Origin of the sequence: Cohnella nanjingensis (assembly GCF_014212125.1) — a bacterium.
Taxonomy (GTDB): Bacteria; Bacillota; Bacilli; order Paenibacillales; family Paenibacillaceae; genus Cohnella; species Cohnella nanjingensis.
Map to the genome: position 1 here is coordinate 22,053 of NZ_JACJVP010000045.1, position 16,699 is coordinate 38,751.

The window sequence follows — 16,699 nt, forward strand, 5'->3', positions numbered from 1 at the left end:
GCCGCAGGGATGTCAAACGCCTAACTCCTGCATAGGATGTAGGGATTGCGCGAGGGCGATCGCCCGCACGTGAAGTCTAGCCATCAGGAGGGAACCGAGTGAAGATCCATATCGTCAAAAGCGGGGATACGCTGTATCTTCTGGCCAAGAAGTACGGCGTTCCGCTGGAAGAGCTGGTCGCGGCCAATCCGGAGCTCGCGAATCCGAACGAGATCTCGGTCGGAACGAAGATCAAGATACCGATGCCGGCCAAACCGGCGTACGAGGTCGCGCACCAACACACGGTACAGCAAGGCGACACGCTGTGGAAGCTGTCCAAAGCCTGGGGAATTCCGCTGGCGGATATGATCGCCGCGAACCCGCAGTTGAAAAATCCGAACGCGCTCCTGACCGGGGAAGTCGTCAATATTCCGAAGCTCCCGGTTGCCGAAGCGGGAACGTCAACCGCGGAGCAAGGCGCCGCAGGACAGGGAATGCACGTCGAGAGCGTACACCATGCCGCCCACCATCATGCCAATGTAGGACATCATGGCGGCCACCATCATGCCAATGAAGGACATCATGGCGGCCACCTCGTAGGCCATATCGGCGGCATCGCGTCGAAAGTTCACGACACGGTCACCGGCTGGCTGCCGACCAATAAGCCTCACACCGGGGTGAAGCCGGGCACGAACGTCAAACCGAGCACGGAGGTCAAGCCGATCACGGAAGTCAAACCGAGCACGGAAGTCAAACCGAGTACCGAAGTGAAGCCGATCACGGAAGTGAAGCCGATCACGGAAGTGAAGCCGATCACGGAAGTCAAACCGAGCCCGGAAGTGAAGCTGGAAATGGAGATCGAAGTGGAGGTGCCGCCTGCGCCGATCCTGCCGGCGCCGAAGCCGACGTATCCCGTCACCCTGCCCAAGCCGACGCACCATGGCTATCCGACGCATCACGGCTATCCGACGCATCACGGCTATCCGACGCAACAGGCCGAATACGGCGAGAATATCGATCTGTTCAAGCAGTTCCCGGTTCCGGCGGTCGAAGCCATGGCTCAGCCTGCCGCATCGCACTACGGCTACGCGCCGGAGGCCGTCTCGCCGGCCGCCATGCACGGCTATGGCCACAGTTACGGCTATGAGCAACCGACCCAAGTCTCTCCCGCATCCGCTGGAGGGTATGGATACGGATACGGCCAGAGCCCGACGCAAGTCTCTCCCGCGTCCACGGCGAGCTATGGATACGGGTACGGTCAAAGCCCGACGCAGGTGTCTCCAGCTGCCGCCGCAGGCCAAGGTTACGGATACGAAAGCCCGACCCAAGTCTCCCCGGCGTCCACTTCGAGTCATGGATATGGCTACGAAGCGCCCACCCAGGTCTCGCCAGTCTCCACGGCTCCCGGCTATCCGGTCGTGTCCCCCGCGCAAACCGGGCCGTCATACGGCTATCCTGCGCACGGCATGCCGGGTATCGGCGGCCTGGGCGACACGAACATCGGCGGCATCCCGGGCTCGATCGGCGGCTTAGGCCATACGAATATCGGCGGCATTCCGGGCTCGCTCGGCGGACTGGGACCTACGAATATCGGCGGCATCCCGGGCTACCCGGCCTCGCTCGGCGGACTGGGACCTACGAATATCGGCGGCATCCCGGGCTACCCGGCCTCGCTCGGCGGACTGGGTCCTACGCACATCGGCGGCATCCCGGGCTATCCGGCTTCGCTCGGCGGACTGGGCGACACGCACATCGGCGGCATCGGGGCGCTGCCCATCCAACCGATCGGCTGGCCGGGCGGAGAGTGCCATCCTTGCGCCGGAACGCCGGTCTATCCGACGGCCGTATCGCCGGCGGCGACAGGGATGCCTGAGTCGGCATACGGCACGGCCGTATCCCCTGCCTCCATGGGACCGAGCGGTTACGGCACGGCCGTATCGCCGGCCTCCATGGGACCGAGCGGTTACGGCACGGCCGTATCGCCGGCCTCCATGGGACCGAGCGGTTACGGCACGGCCGTATCGCCGGCCTCCATGGGACCGAGCGGCTACGGCACGGCCGTATCGCCTGCCTCCATGGGACCGAGCGGTTACGGCACGGCCGTATCGCCTGCCTCTATGGGGCCGAGCGGTTACGGCACGGCCGTATCGCCTGCCTCCACCGGCATGGAGGCCTACGCGCAGCCGTATGGCTATTCGCACCAGCCCTATGGCTATGACGGCCGCGTTCAAGGCTACGGCTATGCAGGACCTTACTACGGAGGCGGCTACCCGGTAAGCGGCTATCCGGATGCTTCGCAGCCGCAGGACGACGATCAGGATGAGCGTTCGGCCGTCGATGCGGACCCGGCGCCTGCCGCCTCGGCATCCAAGAAGGCGACGGTGTCCAAAGTAAAGGCGAAGCCGAAAGCCCGCGCCTCGGCTCCGCGTCGCAAGGAAAGCCTTCCATGGATCAAATGGTAATCCCTGACGCATAGCGCCGAATCCCCTGGGCAACAATAGGAAAAAAGCAAAGAAGGGGATTGCGGTGTTCGGTTTTCGCATCAAAGAGCTGAAAAAACGACTCAAACGCCACCGTCGCCCGATACTGACGTTAGGAATATGGACGGCCGCCGTATTGACGGCGGTCGTCGCCCTCGCCCTGGCGGTCCAGCAGTCGGGAACCCGGCCCGCGGAGACGTCTCCTGACGGAGACGTCGCTTCGCTTGCATGGTCGGACAACCTCTCCGTCTCGTTCGATCCGCCGACTTCCGCGCGCGGTCTGACGCTCGCCGCGCTCGCGAGCAAAGGCGGCGACGTGGAAGTGGTGCTGCACCGCGCCTATCTGTGCGGCGACGAGACCCGCAAGCTCGGACGGTTCACGACGGCGGAAGCGATCGAGCTGCTCAAAGCCCATCGGGAGTGGACCGCTTCGTTTGATCGCGCGGGCCGGGTCGTCATGGAGGAGGCGATCGACGATCTGTCGCCGATCTGCCGCGAGACCGCTTATATCGGATTGGACCGCGACGGCAATTTGTCGTTGTTCGACGGACCGCCGCGCAAGGAGAAGGTCATCCGCACCTTTTTCCAACTGGACGTCAAATCGCTCGAGAGCGGCATGTCCAAGGAGCGGATGCGCGAGCTGACGGAGGGCATCCGCGTGACCGATCGCGCGGCCTACAATCACGTGCTGACCCGATACGGCGATTATGCCTTGAACCGGGCGCAGGGCGTCATGAAGCGGACTGAATAGTCTTGCCGGCGCACAAGAGGCAGATGGAGAAAGTTGGCGGGCGGATTTCGAGGCGTTTTGCGGTTTTCGGACCGGAAGGCGCCTTTTTGGCGTTGAACGGGACGCATCGGCGACGGAGGTTCAAGTTCAGGCTTGGGAAGCTCGAATTGCTTGGAAACGTGGAAGATGGAGAGTTGAGATCGCCAGTTCGCATACTCCGCACATTCGCCACCCCAGCTCGCCGACCGCAAATGTAAGTAAATTATTACCGCACATTAGCCGCCCCAACACACCTTCCGCAAATGTAGGTAAATTATTACCGCACATTCGCCACCCCAGCTCGCAATTCGCAAATGTAGGTAATTTAATTCCGCACATTCGCCGCACAAACACGCCATCCGCAGATGTAGGTAGTTTATTTCCGCACATTCGCCGCCCCAGCTCGCCATCCGCAAATGTAGGTAATTTATTACCACACATTAGCCACCCCAACACACCTTCCGCAAATGTAGGTAAATTATTTCCGCACATTCGGCGCCCCAGCTTGCCCAGCGCCCTTTTTCCTGCCAGCCGCCAAAGTAGACTCATAGAATCTCGCTTGTCCACTCGCCATTCGCCAATTCGCACTCCCAATCCTGCTGCATGCCGGTTCGCAGGATTAGTTGGCCGCCGTGTTCGGTTTCTGTTCTCATCCCTACGATCATTTGGTATAATCAAGTAGGCTGTTTGATTCGATAACAAGAGAGCGGGGTTCTGCATGCGCGTATTGGGTATCGACCCCGGCATCGCGATTATGGGATTCGGATTCGTGGACAAGATCGGGCACCGTCTCGTCCCCGTGCAATATGGGAGCATCCAGACGGCCGCCCACACGGCGCAGGACCAGCGCCTGGTTCAGATATACGAAGCGTCCTGCCAACTGCTGGACCAATACCGGCCGGAGACGATCGCGGTGGAGAAGCTTTTCTTCAACAAGAACGTCACCAACGCGTTCAGCGTCGGACAGGCCCGCGGCGTCCTGCTGCTGGCGGCGGCGCAGCGCGGCATTCCGATCGGCGAGTATACGCCGATGCAGGTGAAGCAGGCGGTCGTCGGTTACGGCGGCGCGGAGAAGAAGCAAGTGCAGGAGATGGTCAAGCGGCTGCTGAAGCTGTCCGCCGTGCCGAAGCCTGACGACGTGGCCGACGCGCTCGCCGTGGCGATCTGTCATGCGCACTCCGTCGGGTTGAACGAGAGAATGAACGGAGTGACGCGATCTTGATCGATTATCTGAAGGGGCGCGTAGCCCATATTGAGATGGAGTACGTCGTGCTGGACGTGCGCGATATCGGGTATCGGGTGTTCACGCCCAATCCGTACGCGCTTGCCCGGAGCGAAGAGCCGGTGCAATTATTCATTCATCATCACGTCCGCGAGGACGCGATCCAGCTGTTCGGATTCACCACGCGGGAGGAGCAGGGACTGTTCCGCAAGCTGCTGGACGTATCCGGCATCGGGCCCCGGGTGGCGCTCGGCGTGCTTGCGGGCGGTCGGCCGGAGACGGTCGCCGCCGCGATCCAGCAGGAGAACCTGACGTTCCTGACCAAGCTCCCGGGCATCGGGAAGAAGACGGCCCAGCGGATGATCCTCGACTTGAAGGACAAGCTCGGCGCATACGACGACCGGATGCACGGCATCTCGCTCGTGGCTCCGGCGAGCCAGCTCATGATGGCGGAGGAGGAATCCTCGTCCTGGACGACGGCTCGCGAGGCGCTCGCCGGACTCGGCTATCGGGACGCGGAGCTGGATCGCGCCTGGCTCGCGCTCCGGGACAAGGTCAAGCCCGACGAGTCGCCGGACGCGCTGATGAAGATGGCGCTGCAGCAGTTGTTCCAAGGTTAACGAATGGGAGCGGGAGAGGGGGCCGTACGGGTGGAAGACCGGATCGTGACCGCTCATTTGATGGTAGAGGACGGGCAGGCGGAATTCAGCCTGCGCCCGCGGTACCTGGCGGAGTATATCGGCCAAGCGCAAGTCAAGGAAAATATGAAGATCTATATCGAAGCGGCGAAGCTGCGCCAGGAGGCGCTCGACCATGTCCTGCTGTACGGGCCGCCCGGCCTGGGCAAGACGACGCTGTCCAATATTATCGCCAACGAGCTGGGCGTCAGCATCCGCACGACCAGCGGTCCGGCGATCGAACGTCCGGGCGACCTGGCGGCGATCCTGTCGAACCTGCAGGAGAACGACGTGCTGTTCATCGACGAGATTCACCGCCTGCACCGCACGGTCGAGGAAGTGCTGTATCCCGCGATGGAGGACTTCGCGTTGGACTTCGTCATCGGCAAAGGGCCCAGCGCCCGTTCCGTCCGGCTCGACCTGCCGAAGTTCACGCTGATCGGCGCGACGACCCGGGCGGGACTGCTGTCCGCGCCGCTGCGCGACCGGTTCGGCGTCGTGAACCGGTTGGAGTTCTATACGGAGGACGAGCTGGCGTACATCGTCTCCCGGACGTCGGATCTGCTGAACGTCGGCATTCTCGGCGAAGCGTCGCGGGAGATCGCGCGGCGCGCCCGGGGGACGCCGCGGATCGCGAACCGGCTGCTGAAGCGGGTGCGCGACCACGCCCAAGTGCGCGGAGACGGCATCATCACCGAGCAGTTGGCGCGCGAAGCGCTCGAGCGCATCCAGGTCGATCCGATGGGGCTCGACGCGATCGACCACAAGATGCTGCACGCGATGATCCAGAGCTTCCGCGGGGGACCTGTCGGCGTGGACACGATCGCCGCCTCGATCGGCGAGGAGAGCCAGACGATCGAGGACGTGTACGAGCCGTACCTGATGCAGATCGGCTTCCTGCAGCGGACGCCCCGGGGGCGCATCGTCACGCACGCCGCCTATCGGCATCTGGGACTTCCCGTTCCGGAGCAGCCTTGAGACCGGAAGGCGCCGCGCGGCGATCCGAGTTGACCGTCGTCTACGACGGCGAGTGCAACCTGTGTCTGGCCACCGTCGCCAAGCTGAAGCGGCTGCGCACGAATTCGGAGATCCGGTACGTGACGCTCCAATCGCTCGCGGACGGTTCGACGGCGGCTTGGCCGGCGATCGCGGACGTGCCCGAAGACCGGCTGGCCGCCCAGCTTCACGTGACGGACGAGGCAGGCGGCGTATACGGCGGCTCGGAAGCCGTCATGCGGCTGCTGCGGGACGTGCCGTCGCTGCGCTGGCTGGGCGTCCTGGGAAGCCTGCCCGGCATGAGGAATGTCAGCCGCGCGCTGTACAAGCGCATCGCCAGATATCGCTATCGTTTGTTCGGCAAGACCCCTACCTGCGCGGACGGCGTTTGCCGGCCGCCGGAGACTAAACGGAACGACGGAGGGAATACATAATGACTTTGATCCACCGCCGCAAGCGGCTCGCCGCCGCGATGCTCGCGGCGCTCGCCTTGACGACGGCCAGCGCACCCGTCTACGGAGCCGTCTCGGTCCCCGACCAGATCCGCGTCGCACTTTTTCTGGATTTAGGAACGAAGTATCAAGCCACGACGCCGTCCGTGACGCTCGTATCCGCGGGCGGCCTGTCCATGTCTTGGGGAGCCGGCGGGTCCTTCTCCGCGCCGGGCGGCACGGCCCGCTTCGCCGTGGACGGCTACCGGGCCGTGGTCCTCGAGACGTCGGATCAGGCCGCGGCCACGAACGCGCTGAAGAAGATCCAAGCCTCCTCCAAGGCGGGGTTCATCACCAAGCTGAGCAAGAAAGGAAAGACGGTTTATCAAGTGTACGAGGGCGGCTTCGCGACGGCGGCGCTCGCCAAGTCGGCGCTCTCGAAGTGGACGAGCGCCGGCGTCGCAGGCGGCGCCGCAACGCTGACGCCGGCCTTCGTCGGCGGACCGTTCGCCGTCGAAGCGGGCCCGTATGCCAGTCTCTCCGAAGCGGCGGCCGCGGCCGAGCAGATCGGGAACGTCGGCCTGGACGCGTTCGCGGCGGTTAAGCCTGCCCCGGGCGGCGTCGACTATGTCGTCCGAATCGGACAAGCCGCCGACGCCGGGGAACAGAGCAGCCTCCTCCAAGAGGCGTCCGCAGCCGGCTTCTCCGTAAGCAGGCCTTCCCCGAACGACCCGTACGCGGTCATTCGCAACGACGTCACGGCGAGCGCTTCCGGCGCGGCGGTACCGCTGTACGCGATGCCGGCGGGCGCCGACGGCGCGCTGCTGGCCGCTCCGGCCGGCGATACGGCGATCCAAGTCGTCGAGCGCAGCAAGCGCACCTATCGCGGCGGCATGGAGATCAGCGTGCTGAACAACAACCTGGCCGTCGTGAACGTCGTCGGCCTCGAGCAATATTTGTACGCCGTCGTCGGGACGGAAGTCCCCGCGACTTGGCCGGTCGAAGCGCAGAAGGCGCAGGCCGTAGCCGCGCGCTCCTATGCGCTGTCCATGGGCAATCAGTATCAGGTCGCGCAGGTCGTCGATTCGACCTATAGTCAAGCCTACAACGGGATCTCCGCGGAGAATCCGGGCTCCATCGCGGGCGTGCAGGCGACGGCGGGCGAAGTCATGACTTCCGGCGGGAAGATCATCAACGCCGTCTTCTCCGCCAACGCGGGCGGCATTACGGCCGATCCCGTCGAGATCTGGGGCAACGCGACGCCTTACCTTGCCAGCGCGGCGCAGAGTCCGGACGACGGGCCGCAGCAAGGCAAGCCGGATTGGTACCGGGTCGCGCTCGATACCGGCGAGGTCGGATATATCCGCAGCGACATGGCCGCCGATCAGGGGCAGAAGAACGCCGCGGGCCTAAAAGTGCTGCAGGTAACGGCTAGCGACGTGGCGATCCGTAAGATTCCGCTCGTTCAGAACGACGTCAATCCGATCGCGCGCGTCAGCACAGGAACGACAGTCGTCCTGCTGGACAAAGTGCCGGAATATACGAATTACAGCTGGATCGAAGGGCCGTATACAGGGGAGCAGCTGCTGACGACCCTCAACGGCAAGCTCGGGGCCGGCAACAAAATTCAAGGTCCGCTCCAGACGCTGGAGGTGTCCGAGAGCGGAGCGTCCGGCAGGGCAATCCGGCTGGCGGCGAACGGCAATCCCGTCGCGACGACCGGCGACAACCTCCGCAGCGCGCTGGGCGGCATTAAGAGCACGCTGTTCCAGATCGAAGAGACCGGCCGCTTCACCGTGCTGGGCGCAAACGGCGCCAAGCGGGAGCTGCCCGTCCAATCGGGTCCGCTCCAGGTGCTGGGCGCGAACGGCAGCACGCGTTCGTTCGACGCGGGCAACGCGCTGGTCTTGAGCGGGAACGGCCAAGTCCGTGCCGTGACGTCGCAGCCGCAGTTCATCATTAGCGGCAAGGGTTACGGCCACGGGTTGGGCATGTCGCAATGGGGCGCCAAGGCGATGGCCGACCAAGGGTATGACTATCAAACGATTCTGAAATACTATTACAAGAACGTAGCGCTGGAGAAGGATGGCAACGGATGAACGTAAGCGATTATGACTTTGAATTGCCGGAGCGGCTGATCGCGCAGACTCCGCTGTCCGACCGGACGGCTTCGCGTCTGCTCGTCCTGCACCGGGACAACGGAGCGGTCGAACACCGCTCCTTTCGAGATTTGAAGGAATATCTGCAGCCCGGCGATACGCTGGTCTTGAACGATACGAAGGTGATTCCCGCCAGGTTGTTCGGGACGAAGGCCGATACGGGCGCCAAGGTCGAGCTGCTGCTCCTCAAAAACGTCGAAGGCGACGTCTGGGAAGCGCTCGTCCGTCCTGGCAAGAAGATCCGCAAAGGAACGACGTTGTCCTTCGGCGGCTCCGATCCCGAATCTTCGGAAAAGATGAAACCATTGCTTACGGCAACCGTAGAAGAAGAAGGCGAGATGGGCGCCAGGCTCATCCGCTTTGCCTATGAGGGCATCTTCAACGAATTGCTGGACCGGCTCGGCGAGATGCCGCTGCCTCCCTATATAAAGGAAAGATTAGACGATCGGGATCGGTATCAGACCGTATATGCCCGACATGAAGGGTCCGCCGCGGCGCCTACCGCGGGGCTTCATTTTACGGACGGCTTCCTGGAAGAGCTCGCAGCATGGGGCGTCCGAATCTGCCGCGTGACGCTGCATGTCGGCCTGGGCACGTTCCGGCCCGTCGCGGTCGAGAACGTACTGGAGCATCGGATGCACGAGGAGTGGTACTCCGTCAGTCCCGAGAGCGCGGAGCTGCTGAACCGGGCGCGGTCGGAAGGCGGGCGCGTCGTCGCGGTCGGCACCACTTCGGCGCGGACGCTCGAGACGATCGGCGGACGGTTCGGAGACGGGAAGATCGAAGCCTGCAGCGGATGGACGGACATCTTCATCTACCCGGGCTACGCCTTCCGGCTCGTGAGCGCGCTGCTCACGAACTTCCATCTGCCGAAGTCGACGCTGGTCATGCTCGTCAGCGCGCTGGCCGGACGCGAAGCGACGCTGTCGGCTTATCGCGAGGCGGTCGGCCGCGAATACCGTTTCTTCAGCTTCGGCGACGCCATGTTCATCACCTAAGAAGGGATCGATACCCGTACCATGTCCGCCATTCGATACGAATTGATCAAGACCTGCGCCCAGACGGGCGCGCGCTTGGGCCGCGTGCATACGCCTCACGGCGTCATCGACACCCCGACATTTATGCCCGTCGGGACGCAAGCGACCGTGAAGGGCATCAGCCCCGAAGAGCTAAAGGAACTGAACGCGCAGATCATCCTAAGCAACACATACCATCTGTTCCTCCGGCCGGGCCATGAACTCGTCCGCGCGGCGGGCGGTCTGCACAAGATGATGAATTGGGACCGTCCGATCCTTACGGACAGCGGCGGCTTTCAGGTGTTTTCGCTCGCCGAGATGCGCAAGATCACGGAAGAGGGCGTAACGTTCCGTTCCCACCTGAACGGCGACAAGCTGTTCCTCTCCCCCGAAGTCGCGACGGGCGTGCAGAACGCGCTCGGCTCGGATATCATGATGGCGTTCGACGAGTGCCCGCCGTACCCGGCCGAGTACGAATACGTCAAGCAATCCACCGAGCGGACGAGCCGCTGGGCGGAACGCTGCCTGAAGGCGCACGCCCGTCCGAACGACCAGGGGCTGTTCGCCATCGTCCAGGGCGGCATGCACAAAGACCTGCGCGCGCAGAGCGCGGCGGATTTGACTTCCCTGGATTTTCCGGGGTATGCTATTGGGGGTCTGAGCGTAGGCGAATCCAAAGAGATCATGTACGAGGTGCTGGAACATACCGTTCCGCTGCTGCCGAGTCGCAAGCCCCGCTATCTCATGGGCGTCGGATCGCCGGACGCGCTCGTGGAAGGCAGCATCCGCGGCGTCGACATGTTCGACTGCGTCCTGCCGACCCGGATCGCCCGCAACGGCACGACGATGACGAGCCAAGGACGGCTGGTCGTCAAGAACGCCAAGTTCGCGGAGGACTTCGGTCCGATCGATCCCGAATGCGATTGCTACGCTTGCCGGAACTATTCCCGCGCCTACATTCGCCATTTGATCCGCGCCGACGAGATGTTCGGACTGCGGCTGACGACGATTCACAATCTGCATTTCCTCGTCCATCTGATGTCGCAAGTCAGACAAGCCATCCGGGATGACCGTTTGGGCGACTTCCGCGACGAATTCTTCGAGAAATACGGCATGGCCCATAACGAAAGTGGATTCTAACGAAAGGGGGGATATTCAATGCAATATTTGGCTGAAAGCGGAGGCGGAAGCAACTTGTTGGTGACGTTGTTGCCGTTCGTGCTCATGTTCGTCATCTTCTACTTCCTGCTGATTCGCCCGCAACAGAAGAAATCCAAAGACCGCAACTCCATGCTTCGGGCCCTCAAAAAAGGGGATAAGGTGACGACGATCGGCGGTCTCCACGGGTCGATCGACCAGATCACCGACGACACGATCGTGCTGAAGGTCAACGACGTGACGAAGCTGACGTTCGAACGTTCCGCGATCAACAACGTCACGGCGCGCTCCACGGAGAAGACCGAAGGAGAGGCTTAATCTCCAGGGATTTTACCGGCGCGAAACGCCAAGAAGGCTGCCCTTACCCCAAAGTTAGAGGGGAGAGGACAGCCTTTTTTTGTGCGTTTCCGGACGATTAGCCGGTGGAACGGGAAGAGACGATCTTCGCCCGCAGCGCGCGGTCCTCCTCCGGCAAGTCAGCTCGGTTCGCCCACCCGCCGACCGTCCAGCCGATCGCGGCAGCCGCAAAGGCTAAAGCGAGACCGGCCAGCATATCGGTCGCCCAATGGATGCCGAGGTAGAAGATCGAGAACAGGATGACGCCCGCATGGATCCAAGCCAGCGTCGCCCAACGCCGATTGCCCGACCGGGACGCGAGCAGCGCCGTCGTCACGGAGATCGAAGTGTGCAGGCTGGGGAAGCAATTGTCGAGACCGGACAGCCGCCGGTATTGCGTCTCGAATTCGGGGTAGACGTCCGGCACCAGGAATCGAATCTGCGGCGCGGCTAGCCAGGCTTCGTTCACCGGGATGAGCAGGAAGAACGGCATCGCGACCAGATAGTTGAGCAGCAGGGCCGTGCAGAACGCATAGTACAGCCTCTTGTTCCGGGCGCACGTATAGATCGCGATCGAAGCGATCATGAACGATTGAAAGAGCACGAGATAGAACAAGGCGCAGATCCGCGTGAGCGCGGGCGATTCCAGCAGCCGCTGCAGCCGGCCTTGCCAAGCGCCTTCCCACCCGGTCAGCGCGGCGGTCAGATCCCGTGGCTCGGGAAAGAGCGCCTCCAGCTGCAGCTCGTACTTGTTAAGCAGGAGAATGGCCAGCATGGCCAAAAAGAACGTCAAATATCTCGGCGACGCGACGAGCGTGCGCAGCCACGTGCCGGCGGCCGAGAGCGGCCCGCGCCCTGAGCCGAGCCAGGTCAGCAAAGCGACGGCGACGGCCGTAAGCGCCGAGATCGTCGTCATGGAGTGTATGACAATCAATCCTTACGTCCCCCTAAGATTAGCTTTCTCTAGTTGCAATATGCCCTAAATTGCGGCAGCCTAGTATATCGCAACGGTCGGGAGGCGCTTCGTCATGAAATTTGGGGTGCGAACGCCAGAAATTCCCGAACTCGAGCATTTTTCTTGAATAGCCGGATTGAAACCGAGTACGATAGCTTTATGAACATCAACCGTTTGACTGGATGGAAGAGGTGCAGAGATGACAAGCTATCATGTACTCGAGATCACGTATGACTATAACGGACAAAAACAAGCCATCTGCCCGACCCTTCTTCAAGATGCAAGCGAAACGATTCTGATCGACTGCGGTTATCCCGATTTTCTGCCTTTGCTTGGAGAGGCGGCTAAGCGGTATAAGGTTCCGCTTGAATCCATTACCAAGTTGATCGTCACGCATCATGATATGGACCATATCGGTTCGCTCGCTGCCTTGAAGCGGGCGTACCCGCATATCGAAATCATCGCGCATGAGCTGGACACGCCGTATATCGATGGGACGAAAAAGGCGTTGCGTCTGCAACAGGCGGAATCTACTTTTGACGCATTGCCGGATGAAGCCAAGCCGCAAGCGGAACAGTTTATACGACTTGTTGCGTCGATCGAGCCGGTTCCAGTCGATCGGACGGTCTGCCACGGCGAGCGGCTCCCTTGGTGCGGCGGCATCGACATCGTTCACACGCCGGGACATTTGCCTGGACATATGTCGTTGTATCTCCCTGCCAGCAAGACGTTAATCGCAGGAGACGCGGTCGTCATCGAACAAGGCCGATTGAATATCGCCAATGCTTCCTTTGCTTGGGATTTGGGAGAGGCGGTCCGATCCGTTCAGCGCTTGCTCGAGTACGACATAGATCAGATCATTTGTTATCATGGAGGCTTATTCCGCGGCGACGTGAGGCAAGCGCTTCGGCATCTCATTCATGCCTATACGTCTTGAGTGGTCCCGCTTGCGACAAGCGCAGGAGATCGCTTGATGAAAAAAACAGCGGCGGGCGACGACATGAGGTCATGTCGTCATCCGCCGCTGCTTGTTGAATCGGACCCTTCGTGACGGCCTTATCTTTTGCCGCCGGCAGAAGAGGAGCTCCCCGTGTTCACGCCCAGCATGCCCCCGAACGCGCCGGCGAGCAGCGTGACGAGCGCGAGCAGCGGAATGCGGGAGGACCAGTCGATGTCCTGGGACAGGAAGCCGATAATGACCACCAAGATGACGTAGAGCAAACCCGTCATGGCGCCGATATACCATCCGCGCTTGCCGGAACGCCGAGCCGAGGTGAAGCCGCCCGCGAGCGAAGCCGCGCCGTGGGTGCCGTAGACCCAAGGCAGGACGTTGGATTCGGACAATGACGAGCTATAGAGCATGAGAGACAGCAGAAGCGTGCCTGCGCCCAGCCAGATGATCGACCAGACGATGCCGGACAGCAAGGGGGAGGTAATGCGGAAGCCAGAGACGCGCGGAATCGGATTCATCGGCATGCACTCCTTCACGTAAAAAGCATTTTGTACATTGTATGGGCTTGTTCGGACGGGTAGTACAAGACGGTTTGCCATTTTTTCCGCATCGTGGCGTTGCATGAGCGCGAATAAGGGCGGTGACACTACAATCGCATGCACGACCTTGGCGAGAAGAGAAGACAGGGGAGGGACCTCTCGTGGAACTGGCGGCGATTCTGTCGCGCACGCTGCTGATGTACTTCTTCGTGTTCCTCATCTTAAGATTGATGGGCAAGCGCGAGATCGGCAAGCTGTCCGTCTTCGATATGGTAATCTCCATCATGCTGGCCGAGATCGCGGTCATCTCCATCGAAAGTCCCGACCGCGCGCTCTGGGCCACGCTCGCGCCGATGGCGTTGCTCGTCCTCATCCAGTTGACGATCTCCCGCTTCACCTTGAAGAGCCGCCGCTTGCGCCTGTGGTTCGACGGTCAGCCCAGCGTCATCATCAGCCGCGGCCATCTGAACTGGGAAGAGATGAAGCGGCAGCGCTACAGCCTGGACGACCTGCTGATGCAGCTTCGCGAGAACAAGGTAGACAACGTCGGCCAAGTGGAGCTGGCCGTCCTCGAATCCAGCGGCAAGCTGTCCGTGTTGCCCAGAGACCGCGAGCCTGCGAGCGACGAAGAAGCATCTGACCGATCGGAGAACGGCGCTTTCTCCACGCGCGATAGGGAGTCGGCTGCCGGACCGGAGCGCGGCGACGCCGCGAAGGAAGTTCCGCCGGATCCGCCGCGCGTCCGCTTCGAATTGCTGCCGCTGCCGCTTATCCTCGACGGCGAAGTGCAGGAGGAGAACCTGGGCAAGGCGGGCAAGAATCTCTTATGGCTGAAGCAAGAGCTGCGGCAGCGGGGGGTTAAGGACGTCAGGCAAGTTTTTTTCTGCAGCATCGACCATCGGGGCAAGCTCTACGTCGACCGGAAGCGGTAATTACCGGAACAGGCGGCCCAGGATCGGCACACGGGCGACGTCATGGCGGTCGATCAGCTTGAATGCGATCAAAATGAGCAGGTAGACGACGATGGCGGCGAGCGAGGCGGCGGTCAGATCGAATGCCTGCCCCGGCAGCAGGTCTTGGTTCCAAATCCACAGCGCGACCGCCCCCATCACGATCATCGCCGCCCCCACCTTCAGGAAGTCCGTCGGCAAGAGGCGGAAACCCGTCAAGCGAGCGACGCTGATCCAATGCAGCAGCGTGACGAGCGCCATATTCACCGAGATCGCGATCACCGCGCCCTTGATGCCGAGCTCCGGGCGCGACGCCAGCTGGATGATCAGCACGAGCTTGACCATCGCGCCCGCGAACGTGTTGAATAGCGCCGTGCCGGGTCGGTTCAGCGCTTGCAGCGCGGCTTGTAGCGGGGCTTGCATATAGAGGAAGACGGCGACGGGCGCGAGCCAGCCGAGCATCGTCCCGACCGATGCGTCGTTATAGAGCATCGCGCAGAGCGGATCGGCGAACAGCGCCATCAGGACGACGAACGGCGCGCCGGTCACGACCGCGAGCCGCATGGATTGATGCAGCCGCTTCTGGATGGCGGCCCAGTCGTTCTTGGCGGCGGCTTCGGAGAGAGAGGGCACGAGCGAGGTGGCGAGCGAGAACGTAAGCGTGCCGGGCAGGAGGATCAAGGGGATCGCCATGCCCTGCAAGGCGCCGTACTGCGCCGTGGCGGCCGCACCCGTCAAGCCGGCGAGCACGAGGCTCCGCGTCGTGAGGATCGACTCGAGCAGGTAGGAGAGCGATCCGATCATCCGGCTGCCCGTCACGGGCAGCGCCAACCCGAGCAGCCCGCGGGATAGCTTCCGAGAGGCGGCAGCGTCGGCTTGGCCGGCGTCCGACCCGTCACCGGCGGTCTCCGAGCGGCCGCTCGGTTCTCGCCGAACCTGCGTCCACAGGACGAGGAGGCCTGCCAACTCGCCCGCGCCCGTCCCGATCATGGCGCCGGCGGCGGCAGCTTCGAGTCCGTAAGGCAGCAGCAGGTAGGCGAGCGTAAGCGTAAGTACGATTCGGACGATCGTCTCGACCGTCTGAGAGATGGCAGTCGGGATCATGTTCTGCTTGCCCTGGAAATATCCGCGCCAGACCGACGATACGGCCACGAGCGGGAGCACGGGGATGATGGCGAGGAAGGCGAGATGGACCCGCGCGTCCGTCATCACGCTGGACGAGATCCAATCGGCCAGGACGAGGCAAGCGACCGCGGCGGTGACGCTGACCGCCAGCGCGATCGACATGGCGATGCGCAGCACTTTGCGCGCTTCGCCCGACCGGCCGCGGGAGTCGGCCTCCGCGACCATCTTGGCGACCGCCAGCGGCAGACCGCCGGTGATCACGGTGAGCAGCACGATCAGGAACGGGAAGACCAGCTGAATGAGACCGACGCCTTCGGCGCCGATCAGGCGGGGCAGCGCGATGCGCGGGACGAATCCCAGCAGGCGATTGACTAACCCCGCGGCCAGGAGGATCATGGCCCCTTGGATGAAGGTTTGTTTGCGAACGGACACGGTCATCCCTCTTTTTGGGTACAGGCTTATTTCACAGCTTATGCGAGGTTTGTCCGGCCTCATGACAAGCAGGGTCCGAATTCGCGCGGGAACGTGCAGGAATATCGGGAGAAGGCGGAGAAGTCATATAGTCCGAAGCATGGATGCGAACCGGCAATCGGCGATCGCGGCGGCAACGAGAGGAGGAACAAGCGCGTGACAGACCGGGAAGATGAAGAACGGACGATCGAGGCAGCGGAGTTGGACCGGACGATCGAGCAACTCTGCGAGAGCAAAGCGGAGGAGTTCCGGCTGATCGGGTACGATCAAGTGAGCGGACCGGACGTATGGGAGTGCGTCAGCGACAAGTACCACAAGAACGGCACCCCTCCGCTGCACGCGATCGTGAACGATATTTTATCTCTGAAGGTGACGCAGTTCATGAACTTCATCACCTTGAGCATGTACCGAGGGGAGAAGCGGCGCTAGTCCGGACGCGAAGCCGTCCAGCGGCGCTCCGCCCCGTTAACGGCGGCCGGCCTGC

At 62.4% G+C, this 16,699-nt stretch carries 16 protein-coding genes; 13 read left to right on the top strand and 3 right to left on the bottom strand.

The annotated features are described in order from the left end of the window. Nucleotides 1-98 precede the first annotated feature (98 nt). The 10 genes from H7C19_RS26595 to yajC all read left to right on the top strand — a co-directional run bounded on the left by H7C19_RS26595 (nt 99) and on the right by yajC (nt 11,205). Nucleotides 99-2,441, top strand: a complete 2,343-nt coding sequence (locus tag H7C19_RS26595; RefSeq protein ID WP_185672122.1) for a LysM peptidoglycan-binding domain-containing protein — start codon at nt 99-101, stop codon at nt 2,439-2,441. 64 nt (nt 2,442-2,505) lie between these two features. Continuing rightward, entirely contained in the window at nt 2,506-3,210 is a 705-nt protein-coding gene (locus H7C19_RS35555) for a BofC C-terminal domain-containing protein (RefSeq protein ID WP_185672123.1), read from the top strand. Nucleotides 3,211-3,946: 736 nt separating this feature from the next. Continuing rightward, entirely contained in the window at nt 3,947-4,450 is a 504-nt protein-coding gene (ruvC, locus tag H7C19_RS26605; protein WP_185672124.1) for a crossover junction endodeoxyribonuclease RuvC, read from the top strand. Further along, nucleotides 4,447-5,070: a Holliday junction branch migration protein RuvA gene (gene ruvA, locus H7C19_RS26610; protein WP_185672125.1), complete on the top strand. Its 624-nt coding sequence runs from the start codon at nt 4,447-4,449 to the stop codon at nt 5,068-5,070. Before ruvC ends, ruvA begins: the two co-directional genes overlap by 4 nt. A 30-nt stretch (nt 5,071-5,100) precedes the next feature. Continuing rightward, nucleotides 5,101-6,105 (top strand): Holliday junction branch migration DNA helicase RuvB, encoded by a 1,005-nt coding sequence (gene ruvB / locus H7C19_RS26615; protein WP_185672126.1) that lies wholly within the window; start codon nt 5,101-5,103, stop codon nt 6,103-6,105. Further along, the gene (locus H7C19_RS26620) at nt 6,102-6,557 is read left to right on the top strand and encodes a thiol-disulfide oxidoreductase DCC family protein (RefSeq protein WP_185672127.1); all 456 of its coding nucleotides are present in this window, start codon (nt 6,102-6,104) and stop codon (nt 6,555-6,557) included. The genes ruvB and H7C19_RS26620 overlap by 4 nt, the downstream gene beginning before the upstream one ends. After that, nucleotides 6,557-8,653, top strand: a complete 2,097-nt coding sequence (locus H7C19_RS26625) for a SpoIID/LytB domain-containing protein (protein WP_185672128.1) — start codon at nt 6,557-6,559, stop codon at nt 8,651-8,653. The genes H7C19_RS26620 and H7C19_RS26625 overlap by 1 nt, the downstream gene beginning before the upstream one ends. Continuing rightward, entirely contained in the window at nt 8,650-9,711 is a 1,062-nt protein-coding gene (gene queA, locus H7C19_RS26630; protein ID WP_185672129.1) for a tRNA preQ1(34) S-adenosylmethionine ribosyltransferase-isomerase QueA, read from the top strand. The genes H7C19_RS26625 and queA overlap by 4 nt, the downstream gene beginning before the upstream one ends. A gap of 21 nt (nt 9,712-9,732) precedes the next feature. Beyond that, nucleotides 9,733-10,869 carry a tRNA guanosine(34) transglycosylase Tgt gene (tgt, locus tag H7C19_RS26635; protein WP_185672130.1) on the top strand — a complete coding sequence of 379 codons (1,137 nt, stop codon included), beginning with the start codon at nt 9,733-9,735 and terminating at the stop codon, nt 10,867-10,869. Between the two features lie 18 nt (nt 10,870-10,887). Further along, complete coding sequence (gene yajC, locus H7C19_RS26640) at nt 10,888-11,205, top strand: preprotein translocase subunit YajC (RefSeq protein ID WP_185672131.1); 318 nt, start codon at nt 10,888-10,890, stop codon at nt 11,203-11,205. A 97-nt stretch (nt 11,206-11,302) separates the two neighbouring features. Here yajC and H7C19_RS26645 read toward each other — a convergent pair whose 3' ends face one another. Beyond that, nucleotides 11,303-12,139: a phosphatase PAP2 family protein gene (locus tag H7C19_RS26645; RefSeq protein WP_246469823.1), complete on the bottom strand. Its 837-nt coding sequence runs from the start codon at nt 12,137-12,139 to the stop codon at nt 11,303-11,305. A gap of 238 nt (nt 12,140-12,377) precedes the next feature. Here H7C19_RS26645 and H7C19_RS26650 point away from each other — a divergent pair, with 238 nt between their 5' ends. Then, complete coding sequence (locus tag H7C19_RS26650) at nt 12,378-13,115, top strand: MBL fold metallo-hydrolase (protein ID WP_185672133.1); 738 nt, start codon at nt 12,378-12,380, stop codon at nt 13,113-13,115. 119 nt (nt 13,116-13,234) lie between these two features. Here the strand turns inward: H7C19_RS26650 and H7C19_RS26655 are convergent, their stop codons facing one another. Beyond that, nucleotides 13,235-13,648 carry a TIGR04086 family membrane protein gene (locus H7C19_RS26655; RefSeq protein WP_185672134.1) on the bottom strand — a complete coding sequence of 138 codons (414 nt, stop codon included), beginning with the start codon at nt 13,646-13,648 and terminating at the stop codon, nt 13,235-13,237. 182 nt (nt 13,649-13,830) lie between these two features. On the opposite strand from H7C19_RS26655, the gene H7C19_RS26660 reads away from it, so the two are divergent. Then, nucleotides 13,831-14,601, top strand: a complete 771-nt coding sequence (locus tag H7C19_RS26660) for a YetF domain-containing protein (protein WP_313732009.1) — start codon at nt 13,831-13,833, stop codon at nt 14,599-14,601. On the opposite strand, the gene spoVB is transcribed toward H7C19_RS26660, so the two are convergent. Then, the gene (gene spoVB / locus H7C19_RS26665; protein WP_185672135.1) at nt 14,602-16,182 is read right to left on the bottom strand and encodes a stage V sporulation protein B; all 1,581 of its coding nucleotides are present in this window, start codon (nt 16,180-16,182) and stop codon (nt 14,602-14,604) included. It abuts the gene before it with no gap. 189 nt (nt 16,183-16,371) lie between these two features. On the opposite strand from spoVB, the gene H7C19_RS26670 reads away from it, so the two are divergent. After that, nucleotides 16,372-16,644, top strand: a complete 273-nt coding sequence (locus tag H7C19_RS26670; protein ID WP_313732010.1) for a post-transcriptional regulator — start codon at nt 16,372-16,374, stop codon at nt 16,642-16,644. Nucleotides 16,645-16,699: the final 55 nt, after the last annotated feature.